This is a genomic window from Pedobacter sp. (assembly GCF_965249885.1).
Taxonomy (GTDB): Bacteria; Bacteroidota; Bacteroidia; order Sphingobacteriales; family Sphingobacteriaceae; genus Pedobacter.
The window spans coordinates 2,534,064-2,557,483 of record NZ_OZ252254.1; the positions used below are offsets into that span (position 1 = coordinate 2,534,064).

The following is a 23,420-nucleotide window of genomic DNA, read 5'->3' on the forward strand; positions in this document are numbered from 1 at the left end:
AATTAACGCTCTCATCTACAAATACGCCAGATAGCTATATTTATTGTACAGACTAAAATATTTTGGATAAAAATTCTTTAGATTAGTAAAATAAAACTAATTGTGCTTCTCACAAAGACAGGCTCCTCTTTTCCGGCTTTCTTGATTTTTTCATAGAATTGGAAATCTTCTGTTTTTTGGTGGCAGTATCTGTGCTTGCCGTTCCGTTCGCTGATGTTTCAGCATTAGCCTTACCGTCCGTTTTGACCGGGGCGATCTTTTCCATTTCGCCATTGATAAAATCCAGTATCTCAGTTTTAATCTTCCTGTAGTTTTCTTCTATGTCCTCCTGGGTCACCTTTCTGATATTCAGCAGGGGAATGTAGCTTTCTTCCTCTTTTTTGATCGCTTCGTGGTCGTTGATGATCTCCGCATGAAACATTTTCAGTTCAATCTTCTGGTCGGGGTTATCGGCCACCATGCCCACAAACTGACCTGATGAAAGCGAGGCGATCTTACTGGCGGGAATCGCAGAATCCATCTGGGTGGATTTGCTCAAAGAGGTATCACTGCTGTTGATGCTCAAACTCTGCCTGTTCTGGACGATCTTGCCGAAGGTCTTCGATAATTTTTCTGCACCGTCACCACTGACCTGTCCACTGATGATGTTTCCTGAAATGCCCGCAATTATATTGGCCTGTTCTGCGCCATATTCCTTTTTCAACTGTTCTACAGACTGGATACCAATCGTGCAGCTGACCAAGTTGCTTCTGGCGGTGGTAATGGTAGGCACCAGATCGGCCACCAGCGTAGGGTACTCATCAAAGATTAGACTACATTTGAGTTTATGCTTTTGATTCACCAGCTTTAGGATCCTGCTAACATATAGCGATAGTACCGCACCATAGGTCTGCAATTTCTGCGGATTGTTTCCCAAACACACAATCTTAGGCTCATCTGGATTGTTAATGTCCAGCGTAAAATCATTTCCGCTCAGCACATAATAGAGCTTTGGGGAAACCAATCTTGCCATGCTGATCTTGGCACTGCCAATCTGCCCCTCCAGCTGTCCCCATTCCTCTTTTTCCCAAGTGGAAATAAAAGGGTTCAGTAACGCTTCGATTTCCTGTTCCTGTACCAGTACGGCGAACAGCCTTTTGTAATCGACCATCATCAGTTCAATAACATGAGGGAGGGTACAGTATTTGCCATTTTCATATTTCTTTAGGAACCAGATCAGTGCTGTGACAAAACTAATAGCCGATTCCACAAAAAAATCACCCTGTTTTTTCAGCCATTCCCGGTTCAGTCCCAGCATGATCGTCCTTGCCGATTCGGTGGCATCGGTAATGTCGGTCATTCCCTGCGGTTCCAGCGGATTACATCGGTGCATGATCTCATCGAAACTGATCACGAAAAATGAAGGCCTTACCTTATAGTTCTTCGCATACCGTAGCAGTTTGTTATAGGCCAGTGTGGTCAGGTCGCTGTACTTGAAATCATAGAGCAGCATGGAAAAGCCTTTTTTAAGATGTTGGTCAATCACATGACGGATGTAAAAATAGGTCTTGCCAGCACCAGCAGAACCAGAAAGCAACGTACTTCTGAAAGGATTGATGATGTTGAGCCAACCATTCCTTTGCTTTCCCTTAAGCCAGTACCTGGTAGGCAAGTTGATGCTGTACTGGTTTTCCAACAAGCGTTCTTCCTGTGGAAAGGTCTCATTGTCTTTGTTGAAGGTGTCACCACTTAGGTTGACCTGTAATAAACGGGACACCAGATTACCTCCGGCCAAGATCAACAGGTATCCAACACTTGTGGCTCCGATATAGAGCAGGGCAATTGTTTCAGGTGTGGTCTGTAGCCTTAAAAAGAAGTGGCTGATGCAGTATAGAAGTATTCCGGTTGTCAGGTAGGTGATGATGGTCTTACCCCTGATCTTTTCGTTCTTTTTGCCTTTGGCGGCAATCAGGGAAATTATTAAAAGCATCAGTGCGGCAGCTTTGGAGAACAGTTCTGTTCTGAATACCGCCAGCGGACTGATCTTTTGCAGTAGGTTATCGGTGAGTTCTGCGGTCAATTGCCAGCCCTTGAATGCGGGATAGCAAAAAATGTAAAAATGGATGGCCAGTATCACCAGACTTAGTAACCTGGTAAAGTCTACGATCTTGCGCAATGCCTGTATGTTTTCTCCTGTCTGCATAGTTTTGTGGGATTAGATCCTGAGTTTTTTTCTTTTCTTTTTGGGTTGGGCGGGCTGGTCGTATTGTTCCTTTAGCAAGTTTGCAAGTAAGGTGGCAGTGTGTGCCGATTGCATAGGTTCAATCTGCACGGTTGACCTTTGCTGTTTTTTGGTTGACGTTTGTAAACTTTTTGATTGACCAAATTTGGCCAGTATAGCTTTTGCACTATAGGCCTTTCCCAGGTCACTGCCATTGAATACGGTCTTGTTTTTATGATCGATGTAGGTGATACCGAAAACCTGCCCATTCACACCGATCCTGAAGACGGCTGCGATGCCCTGTGCTTTTAGTGCGGTGGTGAACGCGGTCTGATCTGCTGGTTTTGAGTGCAGTACTTTGTCGATTGACTGCTTTAACTGTGGCTTGAACTTTATACGGCTCTGTTCATGTTTAGGGAATTGCTTTTGCAGCCAGGGCAAGGTTGGCTGGGTATACAGCGAACTCGATTTGATGGGTACGCCAACTTTATCGCCATTTTTGTCCAGTAGGCTATAGATCAATCCATTCTTTTGGAACATCTGACTGTTTTCTGCTCCACGGTCAGCGACCACATTAAACTGTTTGAGAACTGCATTCAGCTCTGCAAGTGAGGTAAACTTGTAGGAACGGGTCACTGCGTTTACGGTATTACTGATCGCCCTTTTGGTGGGCAGCTTTCCATAGATGACTTTTTCAATGTCGATCTCTTTTATGCCTGGTTCGGGTTTATAAGTCTTGCCCTGGGCTCTGATGAGATTAAATTCTTCCTCGATTTCCTTTCTTGCTTTTTCGGATTGGTTTGCGCCAATGTTATGCAGATCTATACGTTCGCTGTCCGACTGGATATTGGTGGTGACCAAATGGATGTGGTCATGGCCTGCGTCATGGTGCCGATAGGCGATAAATGGCTGGTCGCCAAAGCCGATCTTATCCATATAGCTAACTGCTATTTTTTGTAGGGTTTCATCTGTTATCTTTTCGGCGGAATCAAAGTTTAGGGAGATGTGCAGGGTATTGGTCTTGACACTGGGCTTCAGTATCAAGAGGTTTTCAAAACGCCTGAGTTTCTGGTTAAAATTCATGCGCTCTATGTCGCCAGCAAATCCACTGGCAAGGATCAGCTCGGCCTTTCCCTCCTGCACTTTGTTTTCGTTGTATTTCAGTGCGCCCTTCAAACTTTTTCCGGTTATGATCTTGGCAACCATTTTTCTGCTAACTGGTTAATGAGGATCAATAATGTGACGGTTTTTGCTTCCACTTTTTGATAGATGGGGATTAAACTACTGATTTGAATCGCTTGGGAATGATCTCTTTTGTCACTGTGGTATGCTTTGGTGATCTGGTTGATGTTGATGCCAATTGCCCTTAGTTCCTTACGTATCAATGCCAGTTCTTCCATGGTTGAATTGAGGGAGATATCTTTGTAGAACAGGGTGATCTTTTCTTTGCTCAGGATTTTTCTGGCTGCTTCTCCAACGGTGTGGCAGTCGCTGCTTTTGCTGATCTTTTCCAATCGCTGGAATGCTTTGTCGGTCAGTCTGATCCTTAGCACACGGCTCAGTATTTTGTCTGGGTCGGCAGATTTTTTCCTTGGCATTACATCGGTCTTTAGTGTTTTCCCGAAGGGGCAAGTTCCGCAGCCCCTTCATTACCTGCGGGAGCGGGCAAAGAGGTTTCCGTAGACGGAAATACATCTTTGCTCCGTTCAAACGCAGACAGAACGGTAGCCAAAATTCTTTCGGGGAATTGTGTTTTTACTGAATATTTCATCGTTGGGTCGGAGTATTTATCAGAACAGGTTTTGTTCTTCTTTGAGTTGACGTTGATACTCTTCCATTGGTACCATTCCCCGTAAAATCCTCCGTACTTTCTTACGTTCGGGGATGGTTCTTCTTCTTGACAGTTTCAGTTTATAAGCTGACTGCTGCTCGGATGTTTCCCGATTTTTTTGTATCTCTTGTCTCATGGCAATTTTTGTTTTTCCAAAGATTGAGATTGGAATTTTGTGCTGTTCCCAAGTTATTCCCAACAGGGAAAAATATTTTCCTATAAAATCGGCATTCTGCAAAACTCAAAACTATTTATGGATATAAAGATTGCTGCAACCATCTGACTTTTCAGGCATAGCAGAATAACAGTAAGAAAATATCAGAATAGAAATAATGGAATATTTAACAGAGATAGTTGCCGTATTAACAATACTGAATGAGCTTAAAAAGCTTATTAAACGTAAGAAAAAGAAGTAGGAAAATACCTGGACCGTTTTAGATGGCTCAAATCCTTGCCCACATAATGAAAGAATTAATTTGGTTCATAGGGCTTATTGTCATCTACGAGGTAGTGACCAGCTCAAAAAAAAAGTAAAAAAATGAGGAAGAAAAATTTAAAAATAAGACCGCCACCAAGGGTAGCAGTTATGGAATATTTTGGCTATTTTAGTTATACCTTAATATTCAATGGAAGAACTGAAAACATATTCCCAGACACTGATCAACCGAATGGATGAAGAGCTGTTGAACATCAGATTGGATTATCCCAAATCAGATCAGTGGGCGCAGCTTTCTATTCAGATTATTGAGGTCTACCTTGACGAGCTCAAGGCCTATATTCTTGAGCATCCATTCAAAAAAAGATCTGAAGAGATATACTTTTTCAAGTATGTAAAACCAATAGTAATGGGCAGGATGATCTTTATGTGCGAAGTCTATAATACTGAGGTGTTTCGTCCAACTCACCATACGGCAGAAGATAAGGACTATCTGGTCAGCGAAACCGATCAAATAGATGACTTCTTTGATCGGAACGAACATCTATATGAATACTACAAGGAAGATGCGGATGTGCTGGACACTAAATATTTCGTGCGAAATGTTGAAGATCGTTTCACCAAAAGGGATATGGCTATAGATATTGATCCGATCTATTTCTATGGTGACAGATCATTTTCTACAGGCTTTGATTATGTTTTTGCCAAGATACGTGCGATGGAAATGTTAAAGGATCATTTGGATAATGAGTTTGAAGCTTCAATGATATCTGGTGATGATGTCCCGAAACCAAAACTGACCTTTACGGGAAGCAATGCTGATTTTATTGAGGTGGTGCAAATGGTCAAACAAATTGGCATGCCACCAAATCCCGAAACGGGCAAACTCTATACTGAGCAGGAATTGTTTGAGAAATTGAAAGGTGGACTCGAAACCAATCTACCGAACGGGATTGATTTTGATACTTTAAAATTAATTAGCGGCAATAGTGATCTGCCAGAAAAAATGCGAGATGCACTGGATAAGTTGCATGATAAATGGGATGAAGAGGATAGGGATATTGATTATGGTGGTTCGGAGGATGATAGGCAAAAGGATAATTAAAGAGTGTAAGAGTTATCGTAAAATACATCAAAACTCTTGTCTTCAAAACAGTCTGGTAATCTTGTTCCAACGAATACATTTTTCCAAAGTATGTTGGTTTGAATGTAATCATTATCGAAGCCATCTAGTCCAGTGGCTACACGACCAATCGCATGAACTGTCTCTTTTTTATTCATGTATCCACTAAGTTGATCAGCAATTAATCCATACAAAACATCCTCTTCGTACTCATCTGCTGCGCCATTGTAGGACTGCAGTAAGATAGGGAGTTGATTGTTAACTATATCTTCTTTTACTCTGCTATATTCTTCACAAGAATTACATACTCGAACAAGGTCACCTGTTAATTCATAATATTTTGAGTATTTCTCACTAAATACTAAAATGTTAAACAGCTCACCTCCGCAACCTTTCTGTTTGCATTTATTTACTTTTTGGAGTGCTTTTATTGAAGCGGTTTTTACTTTTAGAAGTCTTTCAAACTCTTCTTTAAACTTCCTTGCTTCATTTGGACAATTTTTGATAACGGTTAAATTTTCAAAACTCTTCGTAGCATTCGGTGACCAATTGAAAGAGCCATTAATCAAAGTATCATCGTCAACAACTGCGAACTTGTGATGCATGTGATTCCTTCCATTAGGCATTTTTAGGAGCTTAATTTTAGCTCCTTTCCCTATCAACCAATCAATTTGTATTTGATGTGACCGGTTAGCATTACAATCACTACATATTATGCGAAGTTTTATATTGCTGGATATTAATTTTTCGAACAAGCCTAAATAGACTTTGAAATTAATCCAAGCAACTGCAATACAAACTTCAGTTTTCGCTTCAGTCAATATCTCATGTATGATTTGGCTATGATTCTCAAAATGCACTTTGACCTTTACACTCATAGTTAGTTTTCGTTTTTAATGGTTATAAATTTGGCTGAGAACTCCTTGGCAATATCTCTGTCCTTAAGAATAGTTATATTTTCATCATTATATTGTGCTTTGACCGTCCAGTTATAAGAACCATTTATGACTCTTTCTATATCAATCACACAAAACTTATGATGAGTGATATTTCCAAAGTACCCTGTTGGCTTGATGCGTTTAGTTTCAAAATGCTCCTCAAATCTAAATCGTGTTCGAGCATTAATGTCATCATTTATAATCAGTACCTGCACATTTATGCCTTGCCTACTTTTTTCTATCAACTTATTAAACAAGATAGGGTCGGTGAACCATGCAACAGCAACCCAAATCGTAAATTTAGCCTCGTGTATTTCTGCTAGAATTTGATTTTGTATATCTTCAAAATGTACTTTGTTTGCAACAGCTTCTTTTGCACGCGTAACATTGCCCATAACTTTATAGCTGCCTCCTGCATATTCCAATGCGAATTTCTCTTCATTAATTATATTGTTAATAAATTCAACTGCCTTCTCAACTTTCATATCTGAACCATTGAAATGTGCTGGAGTTACAATTTTTTCTAATAATGCTGCCAAGCCAGCAGTGCCGTTAATTTGTAAAAGTCTACTTTCAGTATAATTAGTGCGACTTAGACCATCAGGTAGCCCACCTTTGTAGGTGTCTCTTACTCCAAAAGAATTGAAAAGTGCGACTAAATTTGAACCTGACATGTTTGGGGTCAATCCCTCATCACCAGTTATAATTTTTCTAAGATTTTGAATAGCGTATTCTGACAATTTCATTATTAGTAATTTAAAATAACTAAAGATAGAGAATATCATTGATTAACTCCCATTATCTAACCTTCTTGGGAATGTTTCTTATGGAGTCTAATGAATTTTGGCTTTTAACCTAATTATTAGCCCGCCTATGGAGATAGAACATTATAACCTCGAAATGATCAAGCCTGAAACTGCTATCGAAATACTTGCTAAAAACAGCATCAAAATCGACAGAGAAGAAGCGAAAAAAGTCTTGGAGTTGCTATATTTTTTAGTTAAATTGTCTGTTAATCAGATAGTTGATAACGAAAATAACAAAAAATGAGAACAGCAGATTTGTATATCCGGGTAAGTACAGATGAACAGGCGGATAAGGGCTATTCGCAGCGAGATCAGGAGGAGCGTCTAAGAAAGTATTGCGACATCAATTGCATTGCCATCAATAAGGTGATCTTTGAAGACCATTCCGCAAAAACCTTTAACCGTCCGCAATGGATTAAGTTATTAGCAGATATTAAAAGGTCTAAAGGCAAACGCAGTTTGATCCTGTTTACCAAATGGGATCGTTTTAGCAGGAACACTGGGGATGCCTACGGAATGATTGCCATATTAAGAAAGTTTGGTGTTGAGCCACAGGCGGTTGAACAGCCTTTAGATTTGTCTGTTCCTGAAAATAAAATGATGCTTGCCTTTTATCTGGCTGCTCCCGAAGTAGAAAACGACCGCAGGGCTTTGAATACTTTTAACGGAATGCGTAGGGCAAAGAAGGAAGGACGCTGGATGTCTACCGCACCGCTTGGTTATAAAAATTGTATAACGGAAGACGGCAAAAAATACATTGCCCCACGCGAACCGCAGGCTACACTAATGAAATGGGTATTTAACGAAATCGCAAAAGACAACTACGCCGCTGATCAAATTCGCAAGATGGCAAATCAAAAAGGTTTAAAGTGTCCACGTATGAATTTCTGGCGCTTGGTCAGAAATCCAGTTTATTGCGGCAAAATCGTAGTCCCTCAACATAAGGATGAAGATATTACCTTGTCAAACGGGCAACATGAACCCTTAATTTCAGAAGCACTTTTTTATGAGGTTCAGGATGTATTGAATGGACGAAAAAGGAAGAAGGCTGCAAAGGTTATTTCATTAGATCATCTACCACTTAGGGGACTGATCCATTGTCCTAACTGTCATAGAATGTTAACAGGCAGCAAATCCAAAGGGAAGTATAAGCACTACTATTACTATCATTGTCAACCTGGATGCGACACTCGTTACAATGCCTTGGAAGCAAATGAACTTTTTCTTAATCAAATAAAAGAAGTGAGTATCAATCCAGATGCAAGCGAACTATTCAAAATGGTAATAACCAAAGTTTACAAAAATCGAACTCAACATGAGCAAGTGGACAAAAGATCTGTGTTGGAAGAAATAGAGAAACAGAATAACAAGGTTAGCAAGGCAAGGGAATTTTTATTGAACGGTGATATTGAACCATCCGATTTTAAGGCGATAAAAGCCGATTGTGAGGAAAGCATAAGACGTTTAGAGGCTAAAATGGCGGTTATTGCTGAAAAGCCATTAGTAAAAATGGGCGTTGATAAGCTTGTAGATAAGGTGATTAAAAATCTTTGTCAGCTAGATCAATTATATGAAAATGCTGATAATGCGACCAAACGTCAGATTATTTGTGCTCTGTACCCTGAAAAACTGCATTTTGATGGCGAGGCATATCGAACTCCTGAACCTAACCCAGTAGTGGACGCAATACTACTGATTAATAGAAAGTTATACGGAAATAAAAAAGGGAAAGACGTTCATTTTGAACCTCTTTCCCTTATCGTAGCCCGTAGGGGAATCGAACCCCTGTTTCCAGAATGAAAATCTGGCGTCCTAACCCCTAGACGAACGGGCCATTTTCAATTTCAGACTTGAGATTTTAGAATTACGACTATTTTCAAATCTAAATTCGTAAATCTGCTATCGTCAATTTACTTGGTAGCGGGGACACGACTCGAACGTGCGACCTTCGGGTTATGAGCCCGACGAGCTACCAACTGCTCCACCCCGCACTATAAACAATTCAATTTTTGCTGCCTAATCCTACACAGCTTGCTTCCGAATTGGAATGCAAAGATATAATTCATTTTCATTTGCCGCAAATATTTTTTCAAAATTTTCTAAAATGTTTTCGATACTTCCCATATCAGCTCATTGGTTCATAATTTCATTGATAATTAATCCATTGTTGGATAGTTATTTAGCTTAAATTTGTTTCGCCAGCCAGTAAATTCATGCTTTGAAAAATAAAATCAATTTTATTCAATTATTCTTTTCTAGAGTAATTAATTACCAAAACTTATTGTTTTAAATGATTGCACTACCGCCATAAAAATGGTTCAAACGTAAATGCCCTCATTTTTCCGTATTATTGCAAATTATTTAGAATCAATACCAAAATTATGGCACACAAAGCAGGTTTCGTTAGTATCATTGGAAAGCCAAACGTAGGAAAATCTACCTTAATGAACGCATTGGTAGGAGAGAAGCTATCCATCATTACACCAAAAGCGCAAACTACTCGCCATCGCATATTAGGCATTGTAAATGAAGAAGATTTTCAGATCGTGTTTTCTGATACGCCTGGAATCATCAAGCCAAAGTATAACTTACAGGATTCAATGATGACTGCCGTTGGTGGTGCTTTACAGGATGCTGATTTGATTCTATTCGTTACCGATATCAACGAGCGTCACGACGAAGAAGATGTGCTGGAAAAAATAACCAACACCAACATACCCTTGGTGGTACTCATCAATAAAGTGGATAATGCTACGCAAGAACAGGTGACGGAAAAAACTAAATACTGGCAAGAAAAGCTTAATCCAGTTCAAATATTTGCCATATCTGCGTTGCATGGCTACAATTTGGAAGGCTTGCTGCCTTTAGTGCTAGATTATATACCCGAGCACCCAGCGTACTACGATAAAGAAGATCTGACTGATCGTAACCTTCGTTTCTTCGCTTCAGAAATTATCCGCGAAAAGATCTTCAATAACTATCAAAAGGAAATTCCGTATAGCACCGAAGTAATTATTACAGCCTTTAAGGAAGAGGATAACATCTCTCACATCAGTGCCGAAATTATTGTTGAACGCGAATCGCAAAAAAATATCATCATTGGCAAAGGTGGCGCCGGCATCAAGAAAATAGGCATGGAAGCACGTAAAGACATCGAAAAGTTTATCGATGGTAAAGTGTTCCTCGAAACCCATGTTAAAGTAATTGCCAACTGGCGTAGTAAGGATAATTATCTTCGCAGCTTCGGATACGAACGCTAGCGTTAATGTGCCAGTGTAAGCGCTGTATGTTGTAGCTTAAATACTTGCCTTACCTATAACTCAAAAATTAACTGTACCTTTGCAAGTTCAAACCCCGTGTTTGTAACCAATAACGATTTGGTTTATCGGAATAGTCCGTAAATCTAAATTCGTAATTCTAATAATCGTAAAATATAATGAGTAATATTATTGCTATAGTAGGCCGACCAAACGTAGGCAAATCAACCCTTTTTAACCGCTTAACCGAAAGCCGAAAGGCCATAGTTGACGATTTTAGTGGCGTTACCCGCGATAGGCACTATGGCAAAGCCGAGTGGACCAACAAGGAATTTACAGTAATTGATACAGGCGGCTACGTAGCCAACTCCGAAGATTTGTTTGAAACAGCAATTCGCGAGCAGGTGGTAATTGCCATTGAAGAAGCTACGGTAATTATTTTCATGGTTGATGTTACTACCGGAATTACAGATTTGGATGATGAAATTGCCAGCTTATTGCGCAAAAGTAAAAAGCCAGTTTATGTGGTAGTTAACAAGGTTGATAACACCAATTTAGAGTTAGAATCGGCAGTGTTTTACAGCTTTGGCTTAGGTGAAATTTATACCATTTCATCTATGACGGGTTCTGGAACTGGCGATTTATTGGATGAGGTAGTTACTAACTTTGAGGACATCGAGGAAGAAGAAAGTACCCTGCCTAAGATTACGGTGATTGGAAGGCCAAACGTGGGCAAGTCATCTTTAATTAATGCCTTGATGGGCAAGGATAGAAATATCGTAACACCAATTGCTGGTACTACCCGTGATTCAATTCACATCCACTACAACCAGTACGGGCACGAGTTTATGTTTATTGATACCGCCGGTTTGCGTAAAAAAACTAAGGTAAAAGAGAACATCGAATTTTATTCGGTAATGCGTACCATTAAAGCGCTTGAAGAAGCCGACGTAGTAATGCTGATGTTGGATGCTCAAGAAGGATTGGAAGCTCAGGACATCAATATCTTCCACTTGGCCGAAAAAAATAAAAAAGGAATTGTGGTATTGGTGAATAAATGGGATTTGATTGATAAGAATGACAAGACCATGAAAGCTTTTGAGGAACAAATCAAGCAAAAGCTACAGCCTTTTACCGATGTTCCAGTGTTATTTATTTCAGTACTGAACAAACAACGTATTTTCAAGGCAATTGAAACTGCGTTGGAAGTGCACCAAAATAGAGCTAAAAAAGTACCTACATCAAAATTAAATGATGTGATGTTGCCAATCATTGAGGCTTATCCGCCGCCGGCAACAAAAGGTAAGTACATTAAAATCAAATACATTACGCAAATTAACGGCGTGGCGCCAATGTTTGCGTTCTTTTGTAATTTACCGCAGTACATTAAGGAGCCTTACAAGCGTTTCTTAGAAAATAAACTGCGTGAAAACTTTGATTTTTCTGGCGTACCCATACAAATTTATTTCAGGCAAAAATAGTCTGGCAAGCGCTTAGTATTTTTTGGTCGCGTTCAGCATTCCTTTAATTGCGGAGAGATTCTTAGACGATTTTGGAAATGAAAGTTCCTGCATTTAGGATGCTGTAGTCCTGCTGTACGCTGTAATCTTTTTGTCTTGGCCTTTGCCACTCCAATGCTGGTGGGAATCGATTTCTGAATTTCCTGAACTTCAGCTCCTTCACTATCGTTCAGAAGGAGTGCAATAAGACAAAAAGGATTTTCGCTGCCATCAGGTTTAATTTACAAAAGCCAGTTACCAAATGTCAGACTTCGAAAGTTTTTGAAACTTACGAAGTCTGGAACGTTTTGTCATTCCGACGCTAGGAGGAATCTATTTTTGAACGGTGTCGTACTATTGTTGCTCTTCGAGATTTGCAATCTCGAAGCACTATTAACGGTTTTTAAATTAGTTCGTTTGTAGGAAAAGTGGTGATATGCGATAGCGTTTTTAACCGGATTGCAAATCTTCGGATATGGATTCCAGATTGCAAATCTGGAATAGCATGAGAGGCTTTTTAAAGCTTAATGCAGTCTACAATCGGGAGTTTTACCTAAAAGTCCGCGGTTCCGTCTAGCCTTTTTGTCATTCCGACGCTAGGAGGAATCTATTTAGAACAGCGTAAAAACTTACGAAATCTGGGTCTGCAGTCTGGAACATTAAAAGCAGCAGTGCGTTAACTGCGGATTTGTTAGCACAGCAAAAGGTTAAATAGCCCTTATTGCAGCGGTATCTTCAAACAAGTGTAGCGAGTTTGAAATATAGCGGAAAGAAGGACTATCCCTAAATCGGAGTACTACAGCATCGCTCCAAAAAATCTTTATTAACTTAGCGCCATGGAGAAAAGCATCTTGGTGGTCAACAGCGAACCAAATGATATCAATACAATTTTCAAATTTTACGATTTAGCCGTAGCACATCAGAGAAAGGTTTCGCCGCAACAATGGCAGGGCTTCAGTAAAGATTTAGTGAAGAAGGAAATCAAAGAATACCGACAGTATAAAATATTGGTAGATGGGCAAGTGGCCGCAATTTTTGCTATTACCTACAGTGACCCTCAAATATGGGCAGATAGCGATAGTGTTGATGCAGTTTATATCCATCGTATCGTGACTCATCCGGATTTCCGCGGACAAAGTTTTGTGAAAGTAATTATTAACTGGGCTAAGGAGTACGCCAAAGCTGCGCCAATAGATTATATCCGTATGGATACTTGGGCTGATAACGAAAGGCTATTGCATTATTACACCAGTTGTGGCTTCATACACGTTGGTCAAAAGGTGGTAGAACCTGATAGCGGCTTGCCTAAGCATTACGAAGGTATTACACTGAATTTATTTGAGATTAAACTGACTGTGTAGATGGTTGGTTGTTTAGTTGGTTGGTTTTTTGGTTAACTGTAGATTTGGTTAATTGTTTAACTATTTACTGAGCACTGACTCCTGACCACTGTCAAACTAATACCTAACTCCTAACACCTAATCCCTATTCTACGCTCTCGTATCATTGCCAAAGTAAATACTCTGATAGCTGTCATAGCGGGTAGCTTCAATTTCACCTTCTTCCACAGCCTTAATAACGGCACAGCCGGGCTCGTTAATGTGCCTGCAGTTGTTAAATCTACATTGGTTAAGCCTATCTCTCATCTCCACAAAAAAATGGCTCAGCTCTTCTTTTTCGATGTCTACAATTCCCAACTCTCTGATGCCGGGCGTATCAACTAAGTAACCACCAAAAGGCAATTGATGCATTTCGGCAAAAGTGGTAGTGTGCTGGCCTTTGTCGCTCCATTCGCTTACTTCGCCAGTTTTTAAATCAAAATCAGGTAAAATGGCATTAATCAAGCTAGATTTGCCTACGCCGGAATGTCCAGAGAATAAAGTGGTTTTATCTTTAAGCAATGCTTCAATTTGACTAATATTGGTGCCTTCCAGCGCTGAGACCTCGTAGCATGGGTAGCCTATATTGTCGTATATCGCTTTATAATCAGCCAGTATTTCCAAACCTTCATCACTATACAAATCCAGTTTGTTAAAAATAAGTGAAGTGGGAATGTCGTAGGCTTCGGCAACTACTAAAAACCTGTCGATAAAACCCAAGGAAGTACGCGGAGAAGCCAAGGTAACGATGAGAAAAGCCTGATCTAAATTGGCTGCAATAATTTGCGACTGCTTACTAAGGTTAATGGACTTACGGATGATGTAATTTTTACGATCGTGCAGATGGTTGATTACTCCTGTGTCGGCATTTGGTTCCAGTTCAAAATCAACATTGTCGCCCACGGCAATAGGATTGGTCGTTTGTATACCCTTAATCCTAAATTTACCCTTAATTCGGCAGGAGTAGGTATTGCCATCCTCGGCAAATACTTGATACCAGCTCCCGGTCGATTTAATTACTAATCCCTGCATATTTCGCGTAAAGGTAGTGTTGAAAGTTGAAAACTGAAAGTGAAAAGTTTGATGGCTTCTAGGATTTAACACCTAAGACACCTGAGTGCATCTAAGAGTAACTTTTTTAAGGCTTAGGTTTTCTAAGGTGCCTAAGGTGGTTTATAAAAAAATGAAAAGTTTGATGGCTTCTAGGATTTAACGCCTAAGACACCTGAGTGCATCTAAGAGTAACTTTTTAAAAACTTAGGTTTCCTTAGATGTCTAAGGTGGTTTATAAAAAAAATGAAAAGTTTGATGGCTTCTAGAATTTTAACCACCTAAGACACCTGAGTGCACCTAAGAATAACTTTTTAAAAACTTAGGTTTCCTTAGATGTCTAAGGTGGTTTATAAAAAAATGAAAAGTTTGATGGCTTCTAGAATTTTAACCACCTAAGTCACCTGAGCGCACCTAAGAATAACTTTTTAAAGGTTTAGGTTTTATTAGATGTCTAAGGTGGTTTATAAAAAAAATGAAAAGTTTGATGGCTTCTAGAATTTTAACCACCTAAGACACCTGAGTGCACTTTAGAACGACTTTTTAAAGGCTTAGGTTTTCTTAGATGTCTAAGGTGGTATCCAAACAAAAATGAAAAGTTTGATGGCTTCTAGAATTTTAACCACCTAAGACACCTGAGTGCACTTTAGAACGACTTTTTAAAGGCTTAGGTTTTCTTAGATGTCTAAGGTGGTATCCAAACAAAAATGCCCCAACAAACTGTCGAGGCATCTTTTAAATTTCGATATTTTTATTCCGCGAAATCGAAAGTTTCCATAAACTTAGTGGTGAAATTACCAGCTCTAAAGTTAGGGTCTTTCATTAATTTCAAGTGGAAAGGAATGGTAGTTTTAATACCTTCAATTACGAACTCACTTAAGGCACGTTCCATGGTACAAATAGCTTCTTCACGAGTTTGTGCTACGCAAATCAACTTTGCAATCATCGAATCGTAATTAGGAGGGATTTGGTAACCTGCGTAAACGTGAGTGTCTACACGCACACCATGACCGCCTGGTGAGTGGAAATTAGTGATTTTGCCTGGTGAAGGACGGAAGTTGTTAAAAGGATCTTCCGCATTGATACGACATTCAATCGCATGCATATCAGGCATATAGTTTTTACCAGAAATTGGAATTCCGGCAGCAACTTTAATTTGTTCCTTAATTAAGTCGAAGTTAATTACTTCTTCAGTAACGGGATGCTCTACTTGGATACGAGTATTCATTTCCATGAAGTAGAAATTACGGTGTTTATCTACTAGAAACTCAATAGTTCCAGCACCTTCGTAATTTACTGCTAAAGCGCCTTTGATAGCAGCTTCACCCATTTTCTGACGTAATTCATCAGTCATGAAAGGAGACGGAGCCTCTTCAACTAATTTTTGGTGACGACGTTGGATAGAGCAATCTCTTTCTGACAAGTGACATGCTTTGCCATATTGGTCGCCAATAATCTGGATTTCAATGTGACGAGGATCTTCGATGTATTTTTCTAGATAAAGGCCATCGTTACCAAAAGCGGCACCCGACTCTTGACGAGCACTATCCCAAGCATTCTCGAATTCCTCATCTTTCCAAATTACACGCATACCACGGCCACCACCACCGGCAGTAGCTTTAATAATCACCGGATAGCCCATTTCGTTGGCCAATTTGATGCCTTGGCTGAAACTTTCCAACAAACCATCTGAACCTGGAATTGTAGGTACGCCAGCTTGTTTCATGGTGTCTTTCGCTGAAGATTTATCGCCCATGGCGTTGATTTGTTCAGGGGTTGCACCAATGAATTTAATTCCGTAGTCACGGCAAACTGATGAAAATTTTGCGTTCTCTGATAAGAAACCGTAGCCAGGATGGATCGCATCCGCATTGGTTAATTCAGCAGCCGAAATGATATTCGGGATGCTTAGGTAAGAATCTTTGCTTGGTGGAGGTCCGATACAAACCGCTTCATCAGCAAAGCGAACATGTAAGCTCTCTCTATCAGCTGTAGAATAAACGGCCACCGTTTTAATACCCATTTCCTTACAGGTACGGATAATACGCAAAGCGATTTCGCCCCTGTTGGCAATTAATATTTTTTTAAACATAATTTCTCCTTAATTAGCTAATTAGCTAATTGATTAATTTGCTAATTAAATAGGTTCAACTAAAAATAAAGGTTGGTCGTACTCTACTGGCGACGCGTTGTCAACCAAAATTTTAACGATACGGCCCGAAACTTCACTTTCGATTTCGTTGAATAACTTCATTGCTTCGATGATACAAACCACTTTGCCAGTGCCAATTTCGTCACCAACGTTAACAAACGAAGGTTTTTCTGGACTAGCAGAACGATAGAAGGTACCAATCATTGGAGATTTTATCGTGATGTATTTAGATGTGTCTTCTGTAGCAGGAGTTGCTGCCGCTGCTGCAGGTGCCGCCGCAGGGCTTGGTGCTGCAACTGGAGCCGCTGGAGCTGCCATAACTGGCGCTGCCGCTGGTACCGCTGCATTTACATAAACTGGATTTTGGTTAGTTTTGATGGTAATTTTGAAGTTTTCTTGTTCTAAAGAAACTTCGTTAACTCCCGACCGAGAAACAAATTTTATAAGTTCCTGAATTTGTTTAATATCCATTCTCTTTTTGTTATGTTAAATAATTGTTATGTCTTGTTTGAATTAGCAAAGTTACATTTTGTTTTTTAGTTTTTTAGGTGTTTGGTTTTTTAGTTTTTGAACTGCGTTTTTTACACATGTAAACTATACAACCAACCAGTCAACTAACGAAAAAACTAGCTGTTATAAGCCCACTTTAAATAAACTGAGCCCCAGGTAAATCCACCTCCAAATGCTGCAATAATAATATTATCGCCTTTTTTTAGTTGTTTTTCCCACTCCCATAAGCAAAGTGGAATGGTGCCGTTGGTCGTGTTGCCGTAGCGCTCAATATTTACCATTACTTTATCACTATCAACCCCCATCCTTGATGCAGTTGCATCGATAATACGTTTGTTGGCTTGGTGAGGTACTAACCATGCTACATCATCAGATGATAACTGGTTTCTTTCCATAATTTCAGCTGCTACATCAGCCATGTTGGTTACGGCAAATTTGAATACCGTTTGACCCTCTTGATACGCAAAATGCTCTTTTGCATCTATAGTTTCATGGCTAGCAGGTTTAACTGAACCACCAGCTCTCATGCCCAAATATTTTCCGCCAGAGCCATCACTTCTCAATATAGAATCCTGTAAGCCGAAACCTTCTTCGTTAGGCTCCAATAAAGCACAACCGCAACCATCTCCAAAAATGATACAAGTTGCACGGTCTTCATAGTTGATAATTGACGACATTTTATCGCCACCAACTACCAATACTTTTTTATGCTTACCTGATTCAATGAACTGCGCTCCTGTAGTTAAACCAAAAACAAATCCAGAGCAGGCAGCTTGGAGATCGTAACCCCATGCATTCACGGCGCCTATTTTGTCCGCAAGTACATTTGCTGTAGCAGGGAAAGTGAAATCTGGGGTAGTAGTACAAAAGATAATGAGATCAATTTCTTTTGCATCAATTCCTCTTTTTTCTAAAAGGCCATTAACGGCGGGCACAGCCATATCCGAAGTGCCCAAGCCTTCGCCTTTTAATATTCTTCGCTCTTTAATACCGGTTCTGGTGGTAATCCATTCGTCATTAGTATCAACGATTGTTTCTAGTTCCTTGTTAGTCAACACATAATCTGGAACGTACCCATTAACTGCGGTAATAGCAGCGTGAATTTTATTCATTTTTCGTGTATTAAATTAACGGAAGGCGGCCTGTATCTTGCCTACCAATCCAGTATTTATCATATCCCTTGATTGGAAGATCATATTCTTCACAGCTTCAGGGCTTGATATCCCGTGGCCAATTAACACCGGTGCGTTTACACCCAACACTGGGCTGCCACCATAGTTTTCATAATTGAAACGGTCAAAAAATTCGTCTTTCAATCCTTTTTTGATGGTCAGCACATAGAAAGATTCCGCTAACTTAAGCATGATATTTCCAGTAAAACCATCGCAAACAATTACATCTGCTTTATCATTGAACAAATCTCTACCTTCTACGTTGCCTACAAAGTTGAAAGACGCTTTTTCTTTCATCAAGCGGTGGCTTGCCAAGGTGAGCATATTTCCTTTTTCGTCTTCTTCGCCAATATTCATTAAAGCCACTTTAGGGCTATCAATTTGCATGATATGCTCAGCGTACAAACTACCCAATACACCAAACTCCAAAAGGTTGTCAGGCTTGCAATCCGCGTTAGCGCCAACATCTAATAAAAGTCCGGCACCGCCTTTAAGTTTAGGCACAATGGTACATAGGCATGGCCTAGAGATTCCAGCAATAGGCTTAACACTGAAAACAGCGCCAACCAACATTGCGCCAGAGTTTCCTGCACTTGCGAATGAATCAATTTTGCCTTCCTTTAAAAGTTGAAAGCCTACAGAAATACTTGAATTGGGTTTTTGAAGAATTGCCTTGGTGGCGTGTTCACCCATGCCAATCACCTCTTCGGTATGAACAAACTCGAAGTGATCTGGGTTGAAACCTTGTTCGGATAATAGCGGTTTAATCTGCTCCGTATCACCAATAAGAACTAAATGTTCATTGGGAGCAAGGGATTGATGGGCTGCTATTGCTCCCAAAACAATTGCTTTGGGAGCATAGTCTCCACCCATAATATCGAGACCTATTTTCATAGTAAAAAATCTTTTGTGATAAAGCCTTTATTAGCTTTTAATTCCATCAGGCTAAGTTAACCTTAAACCAACGGAAAACACAAAAATTTTTCAGAAAATTAACCTATAGAAGTGTTTTCTATAACTAGTTTACCGTTGTAGTAAAGGTTACCATCAACGTTATAAGCTTGGTGAGGTACGTGTACTGCACCAGTAGTTTGGCAAGTAGTCAATGAAGGAGCTACAGCTTTGTAGTGAGTTCTTCTTTTGTCTCTTCTTTGTTTAGAAGTTTTGCGCTTTGGATGTGCCATTTCTCAGTTGTTTAATTACTATTTTAATTTTTTTAACGCTTCCCAGCGTGGGTCGCTACTTTGTTCTTCTTGTGCTTCGTTAGTATTGCCTGCCGCTAGCTTGTCTAAAGTGGCAAGCATTTGCTCGTCACAGTTTTGCCCGGCTTGTTCACATTTGTTAATGAAAGGTACTGCTACGGTAATGAATTCGTAAATCAATTCAGAAACATCAATAGCGGTTTCCTTTCTAGGCAAAATTATAATCTCTAAATCCTCTTCCTCACCTTCTGCCTCTTCTGCAAACTTCACAATTTGTCTTTCGTTCAATTCAATTGGTTGGTCAAAGTCAGATAAACATTTGTCGCAGTTTAATTTAATTGTTCCGCTAACATGGAACGTTAAAATTAACATTGTTTCTTGTTTATCCAGTTCAACTTCAGCTTTAAGCGTTCCATCTTTTACTAATGAATGTTCAAATTCATCAAAAAAGCTTTTATCGATTTCAAAATCGAAAGAGTGCTTTCCCAATTTTAAGCCTGTAAAGGGGATAGAAAATTGTTTCAACGCTCTCATAACGCTTTTATACCTTCAATTGTAACTAAATTTTAGCCTGCAAAGGTATGAAATATTTTTTGATTGTGAAATATTTTTCGAAAAATGGAAAGTGCTTTTTTGCTGCCGTACTGTTTCGGTGTAAACATTGTGCTGCTGCCCATTTGCATCATTGTTCGGTAGTACTGCCAAACGGTTAATTTGAGACGACGTAATTATGTTATTTGCTAGCGATAGCGCTTCAAATCTTCGTTCAGCTAATTTTCGGTCTTTTATTTTTCGGGATGTACTAATAAGCCAAAGCACTTTCTTTGAAAGAAAAATAAGCAACCGAGAGTTTTTGTTACTTTTTGCGGTCAAAAAGTAAGAGCCCAGCGGCGGCGAGCTAAAAAAATACATTTAATACATTTTCAAGAATTGTAAAAGTACTTAACCCGAATTCACATTAAGATACTGAACTTTTAAATGATTTGAAAAACAAAAGCATCACTCTTGGCTTAACCAGCCCTTCTTTCCGCTTTATCCCGATGAACCTGTGCCGCAGGTAAGCATGCCGCAAAACCATAAAGGCAGATGTTTAAATCGGGATGCTCGCTACAATAAGGTTTAACTAACATAGCCAGCATTTCATTGGTGGGCCAGTCGTTACTGTTTTAAAACCATTTCATTGTCACTTCTCGACCACTCGCTCCAAGATCCTACATACAAATTAGGCATCGGCAAGCCTGCATAATCAAAAGCCAAAAGTGTGTGACAGGCAGTTACACCCGAACCGCAGTGTATGATGATATTTTCACTATTGAAGTTTTCAAAGGCACTTTCATATTTCTCCCTTAACACATTTGGATCTTTAAATCCTCCAGTTTCATCAAGGTTCTCGGTAAGGGGAATGTTAATGGCATTCGGAATGTGACCAGCAATAAGATCCAGTGGCTCCACAATGCCGTCAAATCTTTCTTTGGCTCTTACATCCACAATGGTTTGATGTGATGTGCCGCTTGCATCTTTTACAGCTGAAATATCTTTAGTCGGCCATTTCCATTCGTTAACCAACGGATCTATTGCTACTGGAATTGGAGTTGGAATTTCTGCGTTAGTTGGAAAGCCAATTTCTTCAGCTCCTTTAAAACCTTTGTTCAGCACTTGCACCTTTTCATAACCGATAGCTCTTAGCATCCACCATAACCTGGCAGCGGCGTTGGCGCCATTCTTGTCATCGTAAATAATAACCTTGCTGTCGGCGTTGATGCCCAGTTTACTTATCGTTTTTGCAAATACGCTAGGTGCTGGTAGGGGATGCCTGCCGCCGTTTGCTGGATCTTTTGCCACGGCAGATAAGTCTTGCTCTAGATCCAAGTAATGTGCGCCATCAAGGTGTTTAGCCAGGTAACGTTCTTTTCCACCACCATCTGCATCAATTAAAATGAAGTTTTCATTACTTTGCTTTGAACGAAGTAGCTCTTCGGGTTGGATGATGGGAGAGATTTTACTCATTTTAAATTAGATTATTTTTTGAGGTTAATGTATTGCCAGTCTACGAAGCGTGAATTTTTTGGTTAATGAATTGTGATAATAAACAAAGTAAGATGGGAATAAATTTCACTAAAAGTTGCGATTCTATTCTGAAATGCTAATTGATTTCAGTTTATAACTAAGCGTGATGTTTGGATATAAAGTGTCACTGTAGTGAATTTCTAAAGGGTAATATTTTTCCAGTATCACTTTTTCTCTGCACACAGGATTAAACATTGTTTTAATTTTATCGGTAACCCAGAACTCTTTTTTTATAGTATATCCGATTTCAGGAGGTGTGATATTTTTATCTCTTATGGTGGTGCTGTCTAGAAGTTGTTCGTAAACAACTTTAAAACACTTGTATCCGCTGATTATTTTATATTCATTTCGATACTCTACAACCTTTGGATTGTTTTCGAATGAATACTCATATTTTATTGGATTGCTTTCCAATACTAACGTGGTGCTATCATCTACGGATGTGTAAGTTGATTTATTTGTGTTAATTAAGTCATGCGCCCAGATTCCTTGTATCTTTTGGGAACTTACAATTATACTATCTCTAAAAATATGCTGATATGAAAGACTTAAATCTGAGGTTTCTGAAAAGAATGTAATTATGCCTTTTTTAGGTCTAACGACTTTTTCTTGCGAAAGAACATGTTCAGTTAGTGCTACCAATGAAATAAATAACAAAAACAATCGAACTGCCATTTTACAACATCTTAATTCGCATCATCTTTAATATCACCTGCGGTTTCAATGATTTTGCCCCCGCTTCTTAGCTGATTACGCAATAAGCTTTCTTGTTCTCTCCTGTTTTTAACGATATGTATCGCCGCAAATAAAGCTTCCATAAATGAAGTAGGATCTGCCTGACCTTTGCCCGCAATGCCATAACCAGTACCGTGATCTGGAGAGGTACGAACGAATTTCAGTCCAGCGGTATAATTTACACCTGTTTCGAAGGCAATGGTTTTAAATGGAATCAAACCCTGATCGTGGTACATCGCTAAAACGGCATCAAATTGTTTGTAGGTACCGTTTCCAAAAAAGCCATCAGCAGGGTACGGGCCAAAACTAATAATACCCTTATCAAAAGCCTCTTGAATAGCTGGTGAAATAATTTCTGCTTCCTCGTTGCCCAGCAAGCCATTGTCGCTAGCGTGTGGATTTAAACCCAGTACGGCTATTTTCGGTTTCTCAATCCAAAAATCTTTCTTCAAGCTCTCGTTAATAAGCTGAAGTTTCTTCACTATTTTTTCTTTGGTAATGCTTTGCGCTACCTCTGTTACCGGAATATGGCCTGTAACTACGCCTACCCTCAAGCTATCGCTCACTAAAAACATCAGTACATCATTACTGCCGCTTCGTTCTTGTAGGTATTCGGTATGTCCAGGGAAATTGAAATCCGCCGATTGGATGTTATTTTTGTTGATAGGTGCTGTAACCAAAGCATCAATTGCTCCGCGAACTAAATCGTCGGTAGCTTTTTGCAACGAAAGTAAAGCGTATTTGCCGCCAGTTTCGTTAGCTGTGCCTAATTCAATCTTCACGTCTTCTTCCCAGCAGTTAATCATATTAACCTTATGGGCTACGGCTGCTTCTGCATTCTGAACTACATTAAACATGAAATCACTCAAGTGTAAAGCTTTGCGGTGAAAAGAGGCAACTTTAGTGTGGCCGTAAACAATTGGTGTACAATAATCTAAAATCTTGCTCTCGGCAAGTGTCTTTAAAATTACTTCTAAACCAATGCCGTTTGTGTCGCCAATACTTATGCCTATCTTCAATTTGTTACTCATGTTGATGTTTAAATTTAGCGCAAAATAGCGAT

At 39.6% G+C, this 23,420-nt stretch carries 23 protein-coding genes and 2 tRNA genes; 6 read left to right on the forward strand and 19 right to left on the reverse strand.

Features of this window, described 5'->3' with window-relative positions; all coding sequences use genetic code 11:
* Positions 1 to 109: 109 nt before the first annotated feature.
* Genes mobC through ACY2A0_RS10865 form a run of 5 tightly spaced genes read right to left on the reverse strand, consistent with a single transcriptional unit; the run spans position 110 to position 4,269 of the window.
* Positions 110 to 2,182 carry a conjugal transfer protein MobC gene (gene mobC / locus ACY2A0_RS10845; protein WP_461791500.1) on the reverse strand — a complete coding sequence of 691 codons (2,073 nt, stop codon included), beginning with the start codon at positions 2,180 to 2,182 and terminating at the stop codon, positions 110 to 112.
* A 12-nt stretch (positions 2,183 to 2,194) separates the two neighbouring features.
* A complete protein-coding gene (locus ACY2A0_RS10850; protein WP_461791501.1) occupies positions 2,195 to 3,406 on the reverse strand; it encodes a relaxase/mobilization nuclease domain-containing protein in 1,212 nt (403 codons plus the stop codon).
* Complete coding sequence (locus tag ACY2A0_RS10855) at positions 3,388 to 3,798, reverse strand: plasmid mobilization protein (RefSeq protein ID WP_461791502.1); 411 nt, start codon at positions 3,796 to 3,798, stop codon at positions 3,388 to 3,390. Before ACY2A0_RS10855 ends, ACY2A0_RS10850 begins: the two co-directional genes overlap by 19 nt.
* Positions 3,799 to 3,809: 11 nt before the next feature.
* Positions 3,810 to 3,971 (reverse strand): hypothetical protein, encoded by a 162-nt coding sequence (locus ACY2A0_RS10860; RefSeq protein ID WP_461791503.1) that lies wholly within the window; start codon positions 3,969 to 3,971, stop codon positions 3,810 to 3,812.
* Positions 3,972 to 3,990: 19 nt separating this feature from the next.
* Positions 3,991 to 4,269, reverse strand: a complete 279-nt coding sequence (locus ACY2A0_RS10865; RefSeq protein WP_461791504.1) for a hypothetical protein — start codon at positions 4,267 to 4,269, stop codon at positions 3,991 to 3,993.
* A 388-nt stretch (positions 4,270 to 4,657) separates the two neighbouring features.
* Here ACY2A0_RS10865 and ACY2A0_RS10870 point away from each other — a divergent pair, with 388 nt between their 5' ends.
* Positions 4,658 to 5,572 carry an RteC domain-containing protein gene (locus ACY2A0_RS10870; RefSeq protein ID WP_461791505.1) on the forward strand — a complete coding sequence of 305 codons (915 nt, stop codon included), beginning with the start codon at positions 4,658 to 4,660 and terminating at the stop codon, positions 5,570 to 5,572.
* Here ACY2A0_RS10870 and ACY2A0_RS10875 read toward each other — a convergent pair.
* Together ACY2A0_RS10875 and ACY2A0_RS10880 are read right to left on the reverse strand one after the other, a co-directional pair.
* The gene (locus ACY2A0_RS10875) at positions 5,569 to 6,468 is read right to left on the reverse strand and encodes a phospholipase D-like domain-containing protein (RefSeq protein ID WP_461791506.1); all 900 of its coding nucleotides are present in this window, start codon (positions 6,466 to 6,468) and stop codon (positions 5,569 to 5,571) included. The genes ACY2A0_RS10870 and ACY2A0_RS10875 overlap by 4 nt on opposite strands.
* A 2-nt stretch (positions 6,469 to 6,470) precedes the next feature.
* Positions 6,471 to 7,274: a phospholipase D-like domain-containing protein gene (locus ACY2A0_RS10880; protein WP_461791507.1), complete on the reverse strand. Its 804-nt coding sequence runs from the start codon at positions 7,272 to 7,274 to the stop codon at positions 6,471 to 6,473.
* A 127-nt stretch (positions 7,275 to 7,401) separates the two neighbouring features.
* Between ACY2A0_RS10880 and ACY2A0_RS10885 the strand changes: the two genes are divergently transcribed.
* Both ACY2A0_RS10885 and ACY2A0_RS10890 read left to right on the forward strand, forming a co-directional pair.
* Positions 7,402 to 7,578 (forward strand): hypothetical protein, encoded by a 177-nt coding sequence (locus ACY2A0_RS10885; RefSeq protein WP_461791508.1) that lies wholly within the window; start codon positions 7,402 to 7,404, stop codon positions 7,576 to 7,578.
* Positions 7,575 to 9,134 (forward strand): recombinase family protein, encoded by a 1,560-nt coding sequence (locus ACY2A0_RS10890; RefSeq protein WP_461791753.1) that lies wholly within the window; start codon positions 7,575 to 7,577, stop codon positions 9,132 to 9,134. The genes ACY2A0_RS10885 and ACY2A0_RS10890 overlap by 4 nt, the downstream gene beginning before the upstream one ends.
* On the opposite strand, the gene ACY2A0_RS10895 is transcribed toward ACY2A0_RS10890, so the two are convergent.
* Together ACY2A0_RS10895 and ACY2A0_RS10900 are read right to left on the reverse strand one after the other, a co-directional pair.
* Positions 9,097 to 9,168, reverse strand: a tRNA-Glu gene (locus ACY2A0_RS10895). The genes ACY2A0_RS10890 and ACY2A0_RS10895 overlap by 38 nt on opposite strands.
* An 81-nt stretch (positions 9,169 to 9,249) precedes the next feature.
* Positions 9,250 to 9,325, reverse strand: a tRNA-Met gene (locus ACY2A0_RS10900).
* A 390-nt stretch (positions 9,326 to 9,715) separates the two neighbouring features.
* Here ACY2A0_RS10900 and era point away from each other — a divergent pair.
* From era to ACY2A0_RS10915, 3 genes are all read left to right on the forward strand, one after another.
* Positions 9,716 to 10,594, forward strand: a complete 879-nt coding sequence (era, locus tag ACY2A0_RS10905) for a GTPase Era (RefSeq protein WP_461789489.1) — start codon at positions 9,716 to 9,718, stop codon at positions 10,592 to 10,594.
* Between the two features lie 176 nt (positions 10,595 to 10,770).
* Positions 10,771 to 12,072, forward strand: a complete 1,302-nt coding sequence (gene der / locus ACY2A0_RS10910; protein ID WP_461789490.1) for a ribosome biogenesis GTPase Der — start codon at positions 10,771 to 10,773, stop codon at positions 12,070 to 12,072.
* Between the two features lie 854 nt (positions 12,073 to 12,926).
* Positions 12,927 to 13,451, forward strand: a complete 525-nt coding sequence (locus ACY2A0_RS10915; RefSeq protein WP_461789491.1) for a GNAT family N-acetyltransferase — start codon at positions 12,927 to 12,929, stop codon at positions 13,449 to 13,451.
* Positions 13,452 to 13,580: 129 nt separating this feature from the next.
* On the opposite strand, the gene rsgA is transcribed toward ACY2A0_RS10915, so the two are convergent.
* From rsgA to pdxA, 10 genes are all read right to left on the reverse strand, one after another.
* A complete protein-coding gene (rsgA, locus tag ACY2A0_RS10920; protein ID WP_461789492.1) occupies positions 13,581 to 14,501 on the reverse strand; it encodes a ribosome small subunit-dependent GTPase A in 921 nt (306 codons plus the stop codon).
* Between the two features lie 769 nt (positions 14,502 to 15,270).
* Positions 15,271 to 16,611, reverse strand: a complete 1,341-nt coding sequence (accC, locus tag ACY2A0_RS10925; RefSeq protein WP_113637227.1) for an acetyl-CoA carboxylase biotin carboxylase subunit — start codon at positions 16,609 to 16,611, stop codon at positions 15,271 to 15,273.
* A 45-nt stretch (positions 16,612 to 16,656) separates the two neighbouring features.
* The gene (gene accB, locus ACY2A0_RS10930; RefSeq protein ID WP_461789493.1) at positions 16,657 to 17,142 is read right to left on the reverse strand and encodes an acetyl-CoA carboxylase biotin carboxyl carrier protein; all 486 of its coding nucleotides are present in this window, start codon (positions 17,140 to 17,142) and stop codon (positions 16,657 to 16,659) included.
* A gap of 155 nt (positions 17,143 to 17,297) precedes the next feature.
* Complete coding sequence (locus ACY2A0_RS10935) at positions 17,298 to 18,293, reverse strand: beta-ketoacyl-ACP synthase III (RefSeq protein WP_461789494.1); 996 nt, start codon at positions 18,291 to 18,293, stop codon at positions 17,298 to 17,300.
* 15 nt (positions 18,294 to 18,308) lie between these two features.
* On the reverse strand, positions 18,309 to 19,247 hold the full coding sequence (plsX, locus tag ACY2A0_RS10940) for a phosphate acyltransferase PlsX (RefSeq protein ID WP_113637232.1): 939 nt from the start codon (positions 19,245 to 19,247) through the stop codon (positions 18,309 to 18,311).
* Between the two features lie 98 nt (positions 19,248 to 19,345).
* Entirely contained in the window at positions 19,346 to 19,537 is a 192-nt protein-coding gene (gene rpmF / locus ACY2A0_RS10945; protein ID WP_113637233.1) for a 50S ribosomal protein L32, read from the reverse strand.
* A gap of 18 nt (positions 19,538 to 19,555) precedes the next feature.
* Positions 19,556 to 20,089, reverse strand: a complete 534-nt coding sequence (locus ACY2A0_RS10950) for a YceD family protein (RefSeq protein ID WP_461789495.1) — start codon at positions 20,087 to 20,089, stop codon at positions 19,556 to 19,558.
* A 624-nt stretch (positions 20,090 to 20,713) separates the two neighbouring features.
* The gene (locus ACY2A0_RS10955) at positions 20,714 to 21,562 is read right to left on the reverse strand and encodes a sulfurtransferase (RefSeq protein ID WP_461789496.1); all 849 of its coding nucleotides are present in this window, start codon (positions 21,560 to 21,562) and stop codon (positions 20,714 to 20,716) included.
* Positions 21,563 to 21,685: 123 nt separating this feature from the next.
* Positions 21,686 to 22,297 carry a hypothetical protein gene (locus ACY2A0_RS10960; RefSeq protein ID WP_461789497.1) on the reverse strand — a complete coding sequence of 204 codons (612 nt, stop codon included), beginning with the start codon at positions 22,295 to 22,297 and terminating at the stop codon, positions 21,686 to 21,688.
* A gap of 11 nt (positions 22,298 to 22,308) precedes the next feature.
* A complete protein-coding gene (pdxA, locus tag ACY2A0_RS10965) occupies positions 22,309 to 23,388 on the reverse strand; it encodes a 4-hydroxythreonine-4-phosphate dehydrogenase PdxA (RefSeq protein WP_461789498.1) in 1,080 nt (359 codons plus the stop codon).
* Between the last annotated feature and the right edge of the window lie 32 nt (positions 23,389 to 23,420).